The organism is Ignavibacterium sp. (genome assembly GCA_032027145.1).
GTDB lineage: Bacteria > Bacteroidota > Ignavibacteria > Ignavibacteriales > Ignavibacteriaceae > IGN3.
Genome location: JAVSMP010000001.1, coordinates 2,575,768 through 2,593,722 on the forward strand (window position 1 = coordinate 2,575,768; position 17,955 = coordinate 2,593,722).

General features: G+C 32.6%; 12 protein-coding genes. 10 read left to right on the plus strand and 2 right to left on the minus strand.

The features are described 5' to 3' along the window. Positions 1–14: 14 nt before the first annotated feature. From ROY99_10800 to ROY99_10830, 7 genes are read left to right on the plus strand one after another with little or no spacing between them, the layout of a single operon-like run. Entirely contained in the window at positions 15–986 is a 972-nt protein-coding gene (locus ROY99_10800; protein ID MDT3696868.1) for a stage II sporulation protein M, read from the plus strand. Then, positions 973–1,878: a hypothetical protein gene (locus ROY99_10805; GenBank protein ID MDT3696869.1), complete on the plus strand. Its 906-nt coding sequence runs from the start codon at positions 973–975 to the stop codon at positions 1,876–1,878. Before ROY99_10800 ends, ROY99_10805 begins: the two co-directional genes overlap by 14 nt. Next, on the plus strand, positions 1,853–2,629 hold the full coding sequence (locus ROY99_10810; GenBank protein ID MDT3696870.1) for a DUF4129 domain-containing protein: 777 nt from the start codon (positions 1,853–1,855) through the stop codon (positions 2,627–2,629). Before ROY99_10805 ends, ROY99_10810 begins: the two co-directional genes overlap by 26 nt. Then, positions 2,629–3,810 carry a DUF4350 domain-containing protein gene (locus ROY99_10815; GenBank protein ID MDT3696871.1) on the plus strand — a complete coding sequence of 394 codons (1,182 nt, stop codon included), beginning with the start codon at positions 2,629–2,631 and terminating at the stop codon, positions 3,808–3,810. The genes ROY99_10810 and ROY99_10815 overlap by 1 nt, the downstream gene beginning before the upstream one ends. Then, positions 3,800–4,774, plus strand: a complete 975-nt coding sequence (locus ROY99_10820) for a MoxR family ATPase (protein ID MDT3696872.1) — start codon at positions 3,800–3,802, stop codon at positions 4,772–4,774. The genes ROY99_10815 and ROY99_10820 overlap by 11 nt, the downstream gene beginning before the upstream one ends. Beyond that, positions 4,774–6,105, plus strand: a complete 1,332-nt coding sequence (locus ROY99_10825) for a DUF58 domain-containing protein (protein ID MDT3696873.1) — start codon at positions 4,774–4,776, stop codon at positions 6,103–6,105. Before ROY99_10820 ends, ROY99_10825 begins: the two co-directional genes overlap by 1 nt. Next, positions 6,105–6,842, plus strand: coding sequence for an RDD family protein (locus ROY99_10830; protein ID MDT3696874.1), 738 nt, complete (start codon positions 6,105–6,107; stop codon positions 6,840–6,842). Before ROY99_10825 ends, ROY99_10830 begins: the two co-directional genes overlap by 1 nt. Here ROY99_10830 and rsmI read toward each other — a convergent pair. Beyond that, positions 6,835–7,521, minus strand: a complete 687-nt coding sequence (gene rsmI / locus ROY99_10835; GenBank protein MDT3696875.1) for a 16S rRNA (cytidine(1402)-2'-O)-methyltransferase — start codon at positions 7,519–7,521, stop codon at positions 6,835–6,837. The genes ROY99_10830 and rsmI overlap by 8 nt on opposite strands. Positions 7,522–7,593: 72 nt before the next feature. Continuing rightward, positions 7,594–8,958: an L-lysine 6-transaminase gene (gene lat, locus ROY99_10840; GenBank protein MDT3696876.1), complete on the minus strand. Its 1,365-nt coding sequence runs from the start codon at positions 8,956–8,958 to the stop codon at positions 7,594–7,596. A gap of 584 nt (positions 8,959–9,542) precedes the next feature. Here lat and ROY99_10845 point away from each other — a divergent pair. Genes ROY99_10845 through ROY99_10855 form a run of 3 tightly spaced genes read left to right on the plus strand, consistent with a single transcriptional unit; the run spans position 9,543 to position 17,720 of the window. Continuing rightward, complete coding sequence (locus tag ROY99_10845) at positions 9,543–15,656, plus strand: right-handed parallel beta-helix repeat-containing protein (protein ID MDT3696877.1); 6,114 nt, start codon at positions 9,543–9,545, stop codon at positions 15,654–15,656. Between the two features lie 57 nt (positions 15,657–15,713). Then, positions 15,714–16,178, plus strand: coding sequence for an Rrf2 family transcriptional regulator (locus ROY99_10850; GenBank protein ID MDT3696878.1), 465 nt, complete (start codon positions 15,714–15,716; stop codon positions 16,176–16,178). A gap of 9 nt (positions 16,179–16,187) precedes the next feature. Then, on the plus strand, positions 16,188–17,720 hold the full coding sequence (locus ROY99_10855; GenBank protein MDT3696879.1) for an aldehyde dehydrogenase family protein: 1,533 nt from the start codon (positions 16,188–16,190) through the stop codon (positions 17,718–17,720). Positions 17,721–17,955 lie beyond the last annotated feature (235 nt).

Here is a 17,955-nt window from a genome sequence, read left to right on the forward strand (position 1 = left end):
ATATCTGGATAAAATTGAAAGAAGTACAATTCATAAAAAACAATTCAGAACGATGGAAAGAAGTAGAATTATTCCTTTCTAAAAAGACTTCTTTTCAGGACCCGGATAAATTAGCTGAATTATTTATTCAATTAACAGATGATCTATCCTACTCTAAAACATTTTATCCTGCAAGTAAAACAACAGAATACTTGAACTCAATTACTGCAAAACTGCATCAATCTGTTTATAAGAATAGAAAAGAAAAAAAAAGCAGAATAATTTCTTTTTGGCAGTACGAATTGCCACTAGTTTTTTTTAGGCGAAGAAAAGAATTACTCATTTCATTTTTTGTTTTTCTAACTTCAATTTTAATTGGAGTAATATCGTCAACTGGTGATACAGGTTTTGTAAGATTAATTCTTGGCGATTCTTATGTTAATATGACTTTAGAGAATATTAAACAGGGTGATCCGCTTGCAGTTTATAAAAAGGTGAATGGCATTGATATGTTTATGGGGATTACTTTCAACAATATCAGGGTCTCGTTTTTTACATTTATGGCCGGGTTACTTTTATCTATTGGAACAATTTTGTTGCTGCTTTATAACGGAATTATGCTCGGTACTTTTCATCATCTGTTTTATTCACAAAATCTGTTGTTAAAATCACTATCTGTTGTTTGGATACACGGAACATTAGAAATTTCATCTATAATAATTGCCGGTGCAGCCGGTTTAATTCTTGGTAATTCTATACTATTTCCTAAAACTTATTCAAGACGACAGTTCTTTTTATTATCAGCAAAAGATGGAATAAAAATTATTGTTGGACTGATTCCGCTCTTTATTATTGCAGGATTCCTTGAATCTTTTGTTACCCGATTTACAGATATGCCGATAATAATTAACATTCTGATAATTGGTGGTTCAATAACTTTTATTGTGTGGTACGTAATACTTTATCCTATTAAGTTAAAGAAAAAGGGAAACTATGACACAAAGTAAAATAGAATTTAAGCGTTATCGTGATCTTGGACAGATACTTAATTCAACTTTTGAATTTATCAGACAGAATTTTTTATCATTGTTAAAGTCACTTGTCTTTCTTGTAGGACCTTTTTTGCTGATAACCGGAATATTATTAGGTTTTTATCAAAAGAGTGTATTTACAATTTTTCAGATAACTTCGATTTCTCAAATGGGAATAGTCATTTTATTAATGATTATTTCAATATTATTTACAATGCAAATGATGTTAACTACGGTATATTCTTATATTTTGATTTATCTGTCTAAACCTGAGTTTACACCAATTTCAATCGAAGAGGTTTGGGAAGGTGTTAAACAAAACTTTTTCAAGATTCTCGCTTTAACAGCATTAATATTTTTCTTGACTCTGATATACCTGTTACTCTTTTCATTGATTATTGCGGCTGTTTCAAGTGGTACATCCAGTATAGGCTTAGTAATGTTGTTGTTTTTAATATTATTTATTTTTCTAATTTTCTTAATGGTAAAGGTGTGTTTGGCTTATATGATAATGCTGTATGAAAGAACTGGAATCTGGATATCAATTCAACGATCGTTTTATTTAGTTAAAAATAAATGGTGGTTTTCTTTCGGAGTGATCTTTGTGTTAGTAATAATTCAGTCTTTAATGGGTTTTATTTTCCAGATACCACAATACATCGTAATGTTTGCAACAATGTTCAACTCCATTGATGGCAGCGGGGTTTCGGGAGTAACAGAGATTTTGATTATGTTAACCTCTGTCTTTGCAACGTTTCAATATCTTTTAACTACAATTCTAATTATTGCATTTGCATTTTTATATTTTAGTTTAGTTGAACAAAAAGAAGCAAAAGGTTTAATTGAAAAAATTGAATCTATTCAATAATAAAATATTTTTAGTCTGCCTTTTTGTATTGGTAAGTAATGTTGTTCTTTCGGTTCAATATGAAGAATACTTTCCCAATGCTGCATCAGCTTCTGAAATCAGAAGAAGTTTTAATTTGGATACATCTAATATTGAAGTTAGACAACTTGATTCTCAAATAATAAAATCATATTTGAAGGACAAAGATTTCAGATACTTTGAAAATCCCGAAGACACTAAAACATTATGGGAAAAGTTTCAGGATTGGATTCAGAAACAAATTGATAAACTCTTTTCTCTTGATCCTGAAGGAATAAGACAGAGTATCATTCAATATTTATTAATTGCGTTTGCTATTCTGGCTTTAATCTATGGATTTTACAGAAATGAAATAAAGGGTTTGTTCTTTGGAAATCAAAGTATTAAACAAATAATTATTAAAGAAGAGATTGAAGACATTCATTCAATTGATTTCAATAAAATGATTGATGAAGCAGTTCAAAATAAAAACTACAGATATGCAGTTAGACTTAATTATCTAAGAATACTGAAATTGTTATCCGATAAACAAATAATTAATTGGAAACCCGAAAAAACAAATCACGAATATTTAAGGGAAATAAAATCAAAAACTTTGTTTTCTTCTTTTTCTATAATTACAAATGATTTTGAAAATATTTGGTACGGCGGATTTATAGTTGATCAGAATAATTATTCTTTATTGATTGCAAGATATAAAGATGTTAATTCATTATTGGAGAAATATCAATAATGAAAACTTATAAATTTGTTATACCTGTTATTATTGTTGCGGTATTATTTCTGGTATTTAAACTTTTTACTCCAGAGCCTACCAATTGGGAGCAAAGTTATTCAAAAAATGATAAAACTCCTTATGGCTCTTATATACTTTATGAACAATTAAATCATCTGTTTCCCGGCAAAAACATCGAATCAACAAACCTGCCGTTTTATAATATTTCGATTCAAAGAAAGATTGAAGACAAGAACATCATTATTATCTGTAACAATTTCAATCCTGATGAACTTGATGCGAAAGTATTATTTGAACTGTTAAATAATGGTAATGATGTTTTTATTGCCTCAGCCTCTTTTGGTACTATACTTTCTGATTCCCTTAAAATACAAACTTACTTTTCTTACTTTAACAATTCTGATTCAGTTGGAATTAATTTTGTAAATCCGGCATTGAAAAGAGAAAACAATTACAGTTTTAAGAAAGGGAACTATGACCATTATTTCTATATGTTTGATACTGCTAAAGCAATAGTATTAGGAATAAATGAACAGGATGCACCTAATTATATAAAGATGAAAATAGGCAGCGGAACATTATTCTTACACACAATCCCTAATGTTTTTACAAATTATAACCTCTTGAACAAAGAAAGAGACTATATTTTTACAAGTTTATCATATCTAAAAGTCAGAGATGTTATCTGGGATGAATATTATAAGGAAGTAAATAAATATCAAAGCACCCCGATACGGTATATCTTAAGTCAGCCTTCGTTAAAATGGGGATACTTTACATTTCTTTTTGCAATGGTTCTGTTTGTGATATTTAAAGGAAAGAGGGAGCAGAGAATAATTCCTGTAATTAAACCATTAACAAATACTACGTTAGAGTTTATTCAAACAGTTGGAAATGTATATTTGAAACAGTCAAATCATAAAAATATTGCAAAGAAGAGAATCGTTTATTTTTTAGATCATATAAGAAACAAATATGCGATGCGTACAACAGAATTAAATAATGATGTAATTAAACAACTATCCGAAAAAAGCAATTATGATGTAAGTGAATTAAATAAAATCAGGAATATTATAACTATTGTTGACAGCTCTTCTTCAGTAAAAAAAGAAACCTTGATTGAACTAAATACTCTATTAGAAAATTTTTATTTAAAAACAGGTGCTTATGGAAAATAATTTGTCAAACAGAACAGACTTAACTGAATTACAAAATTCAATTGAAAAAGTTAAAACAGAAATAAAGAAAATTATAGTAGGGCAGGATAAAGTAATTGAGCTGCTGCTTGCCGCTGTTTTTGCAGATGGACATGTTTTAATTGAAGGCGTTCCTGGTATTGCAAAAACACTGATTGCAAAAATCTTGACAAAGACAATATCAGCAGATTTTTCGCGCATACAATTTACCCCGGACTTAATGCCTTCGGATATCCTTGGTACTTCAATTTTTAATATGAAGTCATCAGAGTTTGAATTCAAGAAAGGTCCCATATTTGCAAACATCATTTTGATAGATGAGATCAACAGATCACCCGCTAAAACTCAAGCTGCTTTATTTGAGGTGATGGAAGAAAAGCAAATTACAATTGACGGCAAAACTTATAAAATGAATGAGCCATTTATTGTGTTTGCCACTCAAAATCCTATAGAACACGAAGGAACATATAAACTTCCTGAAGCACAGCTCGATAGATTTTTATTTAAGATTGAAATGAATTATCCGGAACTTTCAGAAGAGATTAAAATATTACTCGAATTCAACAACAGGAAATCTGTAAACGATTTAGACCAAATAAATAAGATATTTACACAATCTGATTTAAATAACTTCAGGTCAATCATAAGATCAATCCATATTGAAGAAAAGATAGCATCTTATATTGCCAGCATTGTTAATCAGACAAGAAAATCAGGTGATTTATATCTTGGTGCTTCACCAAGAGCTTCAATCGCAATTATGATGGGTGCAAAATCATTGGCAGCAATAAAAGGCAGGGATTTTGTTATTCCTGATGATGTTAAAGAAATTACCTATCCTGCTCTAAGACACAGAGTTATGCTTACCGCAGAAAAAGAAATGGAAGGGAAAAATCCTGATGATATTTTACAACAAATATTGAATCGTGTTGAGGTGCCGAGGTAATGAAATTCTTAAAAGAATTTTATCTCACCTCCCGCTTTTTATTGATTACAGCAATTATAGTGCTGTTGTTTTTCTTTGGTTATTTTTTCGATCCGTTATTTTTTACCGCAAAAATATTATTGATATCATTTATTACGGTAATATTTGTTGAAACATTAATTCTTTTTACAAATAAAAAAAATATTTTTGCCGAAAGAGTTTTATCAGAACGGCTTTCTAACGGTGATGATAATGAAATTAAAATTGTTGTAACTAACAATTATACATTTGATGTTAATATCCGGATTATTGATGAACTGCCATTCATTTTTCAGATAAGAGATTTTGAAATATTTTCAAAAATTAAACAAGGAAATACAAAGATATTTTCTTTCATAATTCATCCGGTTAAAAGAGGTGAATATCAGTTTGGTTATTTAAATATATATGTCTCAACAATCTTGAATATAGTAAGCAGAAGATTAAGGATTGATCAAAGTAAAAGTGTCAAAGTATATCCTTCGTATATTCAGATGAGAAAATATCAGATCATGGCTATATCAGACAGGCTGATTGAAGTTGGTGTAAAGAAAGTAAGGAAAATCGGTCACTCGATGGAATTTGAACAGATTAAAGATTATGTAAGAGGAGATGACTATCGTACAATTAATTGGAAAGCAACTGCAAGAAAAAGACAACTGATGGTTAATCATTACGTTGATGAAAGAGCACAGCAGATTTATTCAATTATTGATATGGGCAGAACAATGAAGATGCCTTTTAATAAAATGTCGTTGTTGGATTATGCAATAAACACTTCACTTGTTATCTCAAATATTGCTTTGTTGAAGCAGGATAAAGCAGGAATAGTAACATTTAACAGTAAAGTAAACTCTATGTTGCCGGCTGAAAGAAATTCCGTTCAAATGAAAAAAATACTTGATTTGTTATATAAACAAGAAACAGATTATCTGGAATCAGATTATGAAAGACTTGCCGGAGTTATAAGAACGAAAATAAAACAAAGAAGTTTATTGCTCTTCTTTACTAACTTTGAAACTGCTAACTCGTTAAAGCGACAATTACCTTATTTTAATAGCCTCGCAAAGTCTCATCTGCTGATTGTTATATTCTTTTTTAATGTAGGATTGGATGAGCTTCTTTATGGTAAAGCAAAATCCCTCGATGAAATCTATCATAAAACAATTGCAGAAAAATTCGCTTATGAAAAAAGAGTTATTCGAAAAGAATTAGCTTTGCTTGGAATACAATCTATTTTAACTACTCCTCAAAAATTATCAATTAATACGATAAATAAATATTTGGAATTAAAAGCCAGAGCTATGATTTAATGGAAAAGATTGGAATTGAAACTACCCAGAATGTTGATATTAATTATAGAATTGCCAGCTTAGGTGATCGGGTAATAGCTCAAATTCTTGATACGTTAATAATCTGGGGATACTTCTTTGCACTAATTATTTTATGGATATATCTATTTGATTCATATTCTAACAGTCCTTACTTCTATCCGGTAGCTCTGTTTATAATACTTTTTCTGCCTGCGTTTTTATATGATTTTATTTTCGAAGTATTTTTTAATGGTCAATCACTTGGAAAAAAAATAATGAAGATAAAGGTTGTAAAAATTGATGGAACACAACCGGGTATTGGCAGTTATTTCTTAAGATGGATTCTTAAACCAATAGATGTTTTTTTTACTTATGGCGCTGTAGCAATTATAACTATTCTGATTAATGGAAAAGGTCAGCGCCTTGGTGATCTAGCTGCTAATACAACTGTTATCAAAATAAAAGCATACGTTAAACTTGAAGATATTTTAGTCCCGGAGTTGAAGGAAAATTATAATACAGAATATCCTCAGGTAAGTGTTTTATCAGATAATGATATTCAAATAATTAAAGATGTACTTAGTCACAAAGTTGATACAAACCAGATTGTATATCAAAACCTGATTGACAAAACTAAAGAACGAATTGCACTGAAGATGGGCGTTGAACCTGATACAAACGGAATAAGATTTCTAAATACTGTTATTAGGGATTACACTCATTTAAATTCTAAGTAAGATTTTTGATTTTCCAGTTTTGGGGTGCAATTACAACTACAAATTCTCCCTTAACAACTTTATCTGAAAAATTCAGTAAAACATCTTTTGCAAATCCGCGCCAGGTTTCTTCAAACTTTTTTGTGATCTCTCTGCAAACGACAATATATCTTTCAGGCAGAAATTCATTAAGTTCATTCAGAAGCTTTTCAATTCTATACATTGATTCATACAGAACAATTGTCCGTTCTTCTGCTGCTAATTGTTTAAGTTTTGTCTGACGCCCTTTTTTTTGTGGGAGAAATCCTTCAAACACAAAAGAATCTGTGGGTAATCCGCTCATGCTTAAGGCTGATAAAACTGCAGAAGCGCCTGGAATAGGGATGACCTCAATTTCATTTTCAATACAAGCTGAAACTAATCTGATCCCAGGATCCGAAATCAACGGAGTGCCCGCATCTGAAATTAAAGCTACAGATTGATTTGATTTTAGTCTGGTGATTATTGATTGAATTTTATGACTTTCGTTTACAGCATTTAAAGAAACAAGATCTTTGTTGATTCCGTAGTGATTAAGAAGATTTACAGAAACTCTTGTATCCTCACATAAGATAAAATCCACTTCTTTAAGAGTTTCTATAGCTCTCAAAGTAATATCCTTAAGATTGCCGATCGGAGTGCTTACAATGTATAATTTCATACTCTAAATTACTTTAAAACAGCAACGGCTCCAACTTAGGAGCCGCACCGTGCAAGTAGTTTATTTATATTGTTATTTTGACGAGACTAATTTCAGAACTTTTCTAACAATATTCAAGCCCTTATCTATTTCATCTTTAGTAATTGTTAGTGGAGGTCTGAAACGAACAGATTTCTCACCACAGCCCAGTATTATTAATTTCTCTTTGTAGCATATATTTCTAAACTTATCCCTTTGTTCACTTGATGGAAAATCAAATGAACACATCAAGCCTAAACCTCTGACATTTGAAAGTAGTTGAGGAAATTCATTTTTAATTTTCATCAGTTCACTTTTTAAATGCTCACCAACTATCCTTGCATTTTCGACAAGATTATCTTTTTGAATTACATCAAGAATGAACTTGGCTCTAACCATATCAGTAAGATTTGCACCCCAGGTTGAGTTAATTCTGCTTGAGACTTTAAAAACGTGATCATTAATGTCATCAATTCTATCTGAAACCATTATACCGCAAACCTGTGCTTTTTTACCGAAAGCGATTATATCCGGTTTAACATAATACTCGTATGCCCAGAATTTTCCTGTTAATCCAAAACCTGTCTGCACTTCATCAAACATTAATAGAATTTCATTTTCATCTGCAATCTGTCGTAGTTGTTTAAAGAATTCCGGTCTGAAAAAATTATCTCCGCCTTCGCCTTGTACTGGTTCGATAATTATTACTGCAATATCATCGGGATTATTTTTTATCGCCTGATTAATTTGTTGAATAGCGGTTTCTTCACTTTTGATAATTTCGTCTAAATTATTTTCTAAAGGAAACTTAATTTTAGGATTATCAATTCTTGGCCAGTTAAATTTTGGAAACAATTTTACCTTAGTCGGGTCAGTGTTTGTTAAAGACATTGTATAACCGCTACGTCCATGGAATGCCTCTTTAAAGTGAATGACCTGATGACCTTTTTCTTCTTTATAACCTTTGAGAAAGTTTTTTCTGACCTTCCAGTCAAAGGCTACCTTCAAACCGTTCTCAACTGCAAGCGCACCGCCTGAAATGAAAAATAAATACTTCATATAATCTGGTTTTGCAACTTTAGCGAATGTTTCAACAAAGTCAGCCATATATGTAGTATAAATATCAGAGTTTGATGGTTTGTTAACTGCAACTTTACCAAGTGTGCATTTTATTTTATCAGAATTAAGGAATGGATGATTTAATCCAATTGCAGAAGATGCAAAGAATGTAAAAAAATCATAATACTCATCTCCAGTAACCTGATCAACTAAGGTTATTCCGTTACTTTTCTCCAAGTCTAATACGATTTCAAAACCATCAGCCAATATATGTTTGCTTAATACAGAAAGAACATCTTTAGCATCTATTTCAGGTTTATAAATATTTGAAGTTATTTTATCAGAAATTAAAGAATTCATTTTTGACTCCTCTTTAAGGTTAAAACTATTGGAAATTATAATTGAAGAGCAGGGGACAATTAGAATAGATTTTCGAAGCTGGATACGAAATAACTTCGTAGAGAGAATTTTAGATTTTTATTCCAAGTAATCATAATTTTTTTATTCTTAGTTCCAATATACACAAAAACTGCTGATAATTTCAATTTGGATTTAATGAAAAATATTGGTTGAGGTTGCTGCTGTAAGCTCTGAATTAAGACTTTGAATGATGCTTAAATTAAACTCTTCCTTCCAATGGATTTTAGATTATGCAAGAAATTGCAGGATTAAAATTCTTTGTATTTTTTCAGTAGACTCCAATTATCAAATTATTGAATAATATTCTTTGATTTTGATTAAAAAAATGAGTAAATACTGAACAATATTTAGATTTGTTTAATAAAAGGGATTATTTTTAACTATTCGGTAACCGACAAAATATACTTTGGCTTAAGATTTATTTTTAATAAAGTATTACTGAAAAAATCTTTCAATTGAAAAAGAAGACTTGCTTTCCAAGCTTAATTAATAAATAAACAATAAATAAAAATAGGGAGAGTCAAATGAGACACACTTTACGCAGGTTACTTTTTGTTCTTTTTGCTCTGCTGCTTATGTATCCTGTACATACATTTGCACAACTAACAGGCAATTTTACAATCCCTGGTACTCCTTTTTCCACAATTAAAGAAGCAATAGATTCTTTGAATCTTGTGGGAGTCGGAGCAGGCGATGTTACTTTTAACATTGCTGCCGGATATACAGAAACCGCACCGGCAAATGGCTATTTACTCGGAAGTACAGTTTTGAATGCTACCACTTCAGCAAGTAATCAGATTGTATTTCAAAAAAGCAGTACCGGAGTTAATCCGTTGATTACTGCATTTACTCCTGGAACATCCACCACTGTTGATGGAATCTGGAAAATACAAGGAACAGATTATGTTACAATTGATGGGATAGATCTACAGGAGAATTCAAGTAATATTACAGCTACTGAGCTAATGGAATGGGGATACGCTTTAGTAAAACTGAATAATACTGCACCATTTGATGGCTGCCAGTATGTTACTATAAAAAACTGTACTATTACTTTAAGTAATTTAAATACCAGTTCTGTTGGTATTTATGCAGGAAATCATATTGCAACAGCTACTACTTCTTTAACTATAACAGACCCTTCTGATGCAATGAATAATTGCGGGTTCTATAGTAATACCATAAACAGTGCTTATACAGGCATCAGATTAGGTGGCTATGCTGCTACATCACCATTTACCCTTTACGATCAAAACAATGATATTGGTAGTATTGGAGGAAATACAATTACTAATTTTGGTGGTGGAAGTGCTACAGCTTATGGAATATATTCTATTTATCAGAATAATATTAATGTTGAAAATAATTCTATAAGTGGTACTGGAGCTTCAACTCTTTATGGGATTTTTTGTTCTACGGGTACAAGTTCAAATGTTGATATTGTAAATAACTACATAACAGTTTCCAGTACTGCTACAGCAAGCGCTCTTTATGGTATCAATAATGCTATGGGTTCAACTGCTGCAGGAAATACTGTTAACATCATTAATAACACTGTTGAAAACTGCCAATATCTTACTGCTACCAGCGGAACTTTCTATTCTATTTATAATACTGCTTCAGCAGAAAATGTAAATATAATTCAGAATACTGTTAATAATAATATATCGGCAGGAACAGGTGGATTTTATGGTATTTACAGTGGAGCCTGCCCTAACTTGCTTGTTCAGCAGAATACCGTTAGTAATAACCAGAAAACAGGTGCTTCAGGCAGTATGTATCTTTCTTATGCAAGTACATCTATTGTTAATTATCACAACAATAATCTTTTTAATAATAGTATTCCAAATAGCAGTGGAACAACTGCTGCAACAATATATGGGTACTATAATTTTGGCTCTCCGACAGTTGAAAATATACATCACAATAATATTTATAATAATTCTGTTAGTGGTACAAATACTTCTACTACTTCTTATAATGATGGTATTTACTCAAATACAATTGCTGGCGATGTAAAAAGTATATTTAATAATAATATTTATGGGCTTACGGCAGTATCAGGTAGTGTAAATGGAATTCGTACTAGTCTTGGTAATGCCAGTATTTATAATAACGATATCTATAATCTTACAAATAATACTGCTGCAACTACTGCTGCCTCTGTAAACGGAATTACAATTGCTTCTGGAAATCCGGTATATTTTTACAACAATTTTATATCTGATTTAAAAGCTCCTCAATCAGCAGGCACAGATGCTATCAGAGGAATAAATATTACAAGTGCAACTGCTTCCTCGGTTATTGGTTTGTATTATAATACAATATTCCTTAATGCTTTATCCACAGGTGCAAACTTTGGAAGCTCAGGTGTTTTTCATACAACAAGTGGTACAGCTACAACAGCATCACTTGATATGAGAAATAACATTATTGTTAATACTTCTACACCATCCGGTACAGGTTTAACAGTTGCCTATAGAAGAAGCAGCACTACATTAACAAATTACAATAGTGCATCTAATAACAATGATTTTTATGCAGGATTACCTTCAGCAACAAACCTGATATTTTCAGATGGTACTAACTTTGATTCAACAATTGCTGATTATAAAACAAGAGTTAGTCCAAGAGATGCTGCTTCTTTCAGTGAGAATCCACCTTTTGAAGATATAACTACAGCACCTTTTGATCTTCATCTAAAGACTAATGTACCTACTCAAATTGAAAGCGGGGGCATTCCGATAAGCTCACCAATAGCAGTAGTTGAGGATTTTGACGGAGATACAAGAAATGCTTCTACTCCCGATATTGGTGCTGATGAGTTTTCTGGTATGGGATTAGACTTATCTTCTCCTCTTATTTCATATACACCTCTATTGAATACAAGCTCACTTTCTAGCAGAACTTTAACAGCAACAATCGTTGATGCCAGCGGAGTACCAACTTCCGGTTTAGGATTACCTGTCTTATATTGGAAAATAGGAGTAAGCGGAAGTTATACTTCAGCTACCGGAACTTATTTAAGCGGAGATGATTATTCCTTTACATTTGGTAGTGGTGTAGTATTGAATGATACAGTATTTTATTACATTGTTGCACAGGATAATGCCTCTGTACCAAATGTAGGAGCATCACCTTCTAGCGGAGCTGGTGGTTTTACTGCTAATCCGCCTGCTGCATCAATACCGCCAACTGATCCCAGCGATTATTTTATTATTGATGTTCCGCTTGCCGGCGATTATACTGTCGGGACAGCATTGTTTAACCGGATTACTGGTCTAAATTTATCATTTGAAAAAGTAGTAAATAAGGTAGTGAAAGAAGTTGATGTTTTAGTTGCAGCCCCTGAAATAAAAGATGAAAAGGGACAAGTTACCCAAAAGACTTCTGCAGCTCCAATTACTGAAAAACAACTAATGGAAGTTGAAGAAACTACCTGGATTGCTTATTCAAATGGACAACCATATACGGGCGATTTATATGTAAAGAAATCTGAACATCCTGAATTGAATTTCCCGGACGGTGTAGATGGTATTTATTCTACCATCACTGCAGCTGTTGCTGATTTGAATCTTCGAGGTGTTTCTGCTCCGGTCAGATTCTTATTAACAGATGCATCATATTCAAGTGGTGAAACATTCCCTATAACAGTTTATATTACAAATAATGCACTTCCTACCGCAACAAATACTGTTACCTTTAAACCAAATACAGGTGTAACAGCTACAATTACTGGCTCAACTGCACAAAATGTGTTTGGTATATATGATAGTTATGTAACCATTGATGGCTCAAATACTGTTGGTGGTACAAGCAGAGATTTAACTATTATCAACAGTTATACAGGCGGAAGTTTCAATCTTGGAGTTGTCTTATGGAACGGCGGTGGTAAAGTTGCAACCAACACTACTGTTAAAAATTGTATTATTGAAGGTTCTCCAACACCTACAAGCAGTTACGGTTTGTTTCTAAATGCAAACGGTGGTGCTTATCATAATACTTCTTTTATTAACAATAAAATTCAAAATGTAAGAGTAGGAATTCAATTTGTTGGTGTTGACGGAAGTAAGACTAATGACGGTTTAATTTCCGGGAACATAATTGGAGAAGTTACTAAGCCAATAAAACAAGGTGGTATTCTTGCTGGTTATGTTGATAATTTAACAATTACTGAAAATGATATTTTTGGTGAGATTGATGGTAATACCAATACCGCTCAATATGGAATTTCATTATTAGCTGGCTCAACATCCAGTAAGATTACCAAAAATAAAATCCACGATTTCTACTATACTGGTACATCAGGATACGGATGCTTTGGGATCCGGTATAATTCTGATGCAACAACCGTTACCGAGATATCTAATAACTTTATTAGTAATATTAAATCTGATGGCGATGTTTCAAGTCAAAATTTCTCTCCGTCTGGTATTTATATTATCTCCGGTGGAAACATAAACTTGTATTATAATTCAATTTATATGTCTGGCAGTACACTTGGAAGAGGTACCACCTACAACGGAAGAAGTATCTGTGTTTCAATTGCATCGGGTATTACTTTATTGGACTTCAGGAATAACATATTCCAGAATTCAATGGATTCATATCCTGGCTCAACAAGAACTAATACTACATTCGGTGTTTACTCTGCAAGTGCCAACACTGCTTTTACAGATATAAACTATAACGATTATTTTGTAGATGGCGTCGGACCAAGAGTTGGTTATCTTGGTGGTGACCAAACTGATCTCACAGCCTGGCAGACTGCTACCGGTAAAGATGTAAACAGTATCTCAGCAAATCCTCAATTTGAAAGTACAACTGATTTACATATTCAAACACAGTATAATGTTGTAGATGGTAAAGCTCAGCCTATTGCTGCAGTTCTTACAGACATTGATAATGATTCAAGAAACGCAACTACACCTGATATAGGTGCTGATGAATACACTTTTGTTTTACCAACAGTTGTTGATCCTACCGCTGTTTCTGCAATTGCAATCAGTGGAGAACAGATAGATATTTCGTTTACACCAAATCCAAGCAATAATAATGTTGTAATTGTATATAATCTTACTGGCACATTCACTGCACCAACCGGTACTCCAACAGTTGGTCAGCCATTAGCAGGTGGTGAAGTTATTGCAATAACAACAACCGCTCCATTCTCGCATTTAGGGTTAACTCAGTTAACAACTTATTATTATAAGTTATTCTCTTATGATGGAACTGATTACTCACCAGGTGTTTCAGCAAACGCTACAACACCTTGTTTACCAATATCTACTTTCCCCTGGAACGAAAGTTTCGAGACTGTTACAATACCTGCATTTCCTGATTGCTGGTTTAGGGAGAATGGTGATTGGGTAACAACAAATAATGCTAATTCTACTTATGATGCAGATGCCCGCACTGGTACACAATTCTTGCGTGAATCTTATACAGCAACAAATGAATATATGTGGACTCCTGGTTTCCAACTTACAGCAGGAACATTATATGATTTCTCATTCTGGTGGGCAGGGGATAATTACGCAGGTTGGACAGGAGATGTATTTATGAATACATCACAAGTATCAACAGGTGCTGCTCAGATTGGAACTTCATTTGTTGAAAGTGGAACGACAACTACAAAAACATATCAGCAATTTTTATATACATTTGCACCATCAGCAAATGGAACATATTATTTTGCTATCAGAGTTAACGCCACTGGAGTTCCATGGTACTTAAGTTTTGACGATTTCAGTTTTGATGTTGCACAGGTTCCAACAGCACCATCCAACTTAACGGCAGTAGCAGATACATTTGCAATATTGTTGAATTGGGATGATAACTCTGCAACTGAACTTGGATTTAAGATTGAGAGAAAAAATGGTGATTCTTTAAGTGTTGATCCATTTGTTGAAATTGATTCAGTTGGTGCAAATGTAACTTCTTACAATGATTTAGGCAGGACACCAAATACTACTTATACTTACAGAGTAAGAGCATTTAATCAGCTTGGTTTCTCACTATATAGTAATGAAGTAACAGCTACTACAATAATCCCAGTTGAATTAACTTCATTTGCAGCTAACATTAGTGAAAGTGAAGTGTTGATATCCTGGACAACTGCTACTGAATTGAATAACAAGGGATTTGATCTTGAAAGAAAACTCGATGGCGAATGGCAGAAGTTAGCATTCATTGAAGGAATGGGAACTAAGTTAGAAGAAACAAAATATTCGTACAACGATAAGTTTTCTTATACATCATATCAGGGAACAGCACAGTATAGACTGAAACAAATCGATTACAATGGAACTATTTCTTATTCAAATGTTATCTCAGTTGAGTTAGATTTTACTCCAAAAGAATATGCTTTGTATCAGAACTATCCTAATCCTTTCAATCCTGCAACTTTAATTAAATTTGCATTGCCTTTCGAGAGCAGTGTTAAAATTTTAGTTTACAATTTGCTAGGCGAAAAGGTTGATATACTGTTTGAAGGAACAAAAGAAGCTGGTTATCACGATATAAATTGGAATGCCGGTAAATTAGCATCTGGCATCTATTTATATACTATTGAAGCAAATTCTTTAGATGGAACAAAGAACTTTTCTTCTGTAAAGAAAATGATGCTGATGAAGTAATTCTTTGTTAGTTATCTTGTTAATTAAGCCGCTCAGTTTTGAGCGGCTTTTTTTTTGTTGATTTTTGTTATTGGAATAGTTACACTTAGTGTAACAATTACAAAAATTATGTCTGCATCCACAAAATTATCAACATCTGTAAAAGCTTTATGTTTTCTCGCAGAAAATTCCATATCAAAAAACAGTAATGATATTGCAGATGCTATTGGAATTAACGCTTCCAAAATAAGAAGACTAATGGCTATGCTTGGAAAAGCCGGAATTGTTAAAAGCGATAGTGGAATGCTGGGCGGCTTTTCTTTAAATAAAACACCGGATAAAATTCATTTACAGGAAATTTATTGTGCTATTGAAGATAGAAAAGCTTTTTATCTTAATGTAAATAAAGAGAAGTTAAATCAATCTTCAAATTCAAAAAAGATTAATAACTTCTTTCTTAATCTGTTTTCTGATATTCAGGTTGAAATTGAAAATAAAATGGAAAATATAACATTAAATGACATATTAAATAATATTAAATAAGGAGTGAATATGGAATTCTTAAAAAGACTTGGTATTAAAGAAAAAAACTTTGGATGCTGTACTGGTACAGTATGGAATAAAACTACTGATCAGGGAGAATTGAAAATTTATTCTCCTGCTACCGGCGAGTTTATTGCTTCAGTTTATCAGGCTTCTGAAGACGATTTTAATAACCTGCTTGATGTAACTGATAAAGCATTTATATTTTGGAGAACATTACCAGCACCTAAAAGGGGGGAGATAGTAAGACAAATAGCCAATAAGTTAAGGGAGTTTAAAAAAGACCTTGGTACTCTTGTGTCATTTGAAATGGGGAAATCATTACAAGAAGGAATGGGTGAAGTTCAGGAGATGATTGATATTTGTGATTTTGCAGTAGGACAATCGAGACAGCTTTATGGTTTTACAATGCAGTCAGAAAGACCAATGCACAGAATGTATGATCAATACCATCCCCTGGGTACTGTATGTACAATTTCAGCTTTTAATTTTCCGGTTGCAGTTTGGTCATGGAATGCTATGATAGCGGCAGTTTGCGGCGATGTAAATATCTGGAAACCTTCTTCCAAGGTCCCGCTTTCAGCCATTGCTTGTCAGAATATTTTAAAAGATGTATTGATTGAAAACAATCTGCCCGAAGGAATATTTACTTTGATAATTGGTAAAGGTTCTACTATTGGTGAGAAAATACTTAATGAAAAACGTATTCCATTAATTTCAGTAACAGGTTCTACAAATGTTGGAAGACATGCAGCTGAAGTAATCGCAAAAAGATTTGGTAGGGCAATTCTTGAGCTTGGCGGAAATAATGCAATCATAATGACTCCTGATGCAGATTTAAAAATGGCAATGCCTGCAGTTGTGTTTGGGGCAGTCGGCACTGCCGGACAGAGATGTACAACCACAAGAAGGTTAATTGTGCACGAGTCTATTTATAATAAAGTAAAAGATGCTTTAATTAAAGCTTATAGTGGATTGAAAATTGGAAATCCACTGGATGAAAATAATCATGTTGGTCCGCTTATAGATAAAACAGCTGTAAAAGATTTTACTAATGCTCTTAAGCAGGTTCAGGAAGAAGGCGGAAAAATTGTTTATGGTGGAACTGTACTGGAAGGCGAACAATACAAGTCTGGTTCTTATGTGGTTCCTGCAATTGTTGAAGCAGAAAATCACTATAAAATTGTTCAGGAAGAAACATTTGCTCCAATATTATATCTGATAAAATATTCCGGAGATGTTAAAAATGCTATTGAATTACAGAATGGAGTTGTTCAAGGCTTATCTTCTTCCATATTTACAAACAATATGCGTGAGGTTGAAATGTTCCTTTCTGCAGAAGGTTCTGATTGTGGAATTGCAAACGTGAATATAGGTACTTCAGGTGCAGAAATAGGCGGAGCTTTTGGTGGTGAAAAGGAAACCGGCGGCGGTAGAGAATCGGGTTCTGATGCCTGGAAGACTTATATGCGAAGACAAACCAATACAATAAACTTCGGAACAAAACTTCCATTAGCTCAAGGGATTAAATTCGATATTTAAGATTTCCAATTGTAAAAAAGGGAAGTAAGGTTGTAAAATTTTACTTCCCTTTATGTTTTTATTTCAAATTTCTATAAGAAAAAATTACCTGAATTATTTTCCGCTTTTATTAATTCGTTTTTCACTTGAAATCTCAAACAACGATTAAGTTACTTTGGTCAATTCTGTCATGTTCAATTGCTGATACATTTCATTAAGTGGCCTGACATTTGTTTATACGGGAATAAAAAATATT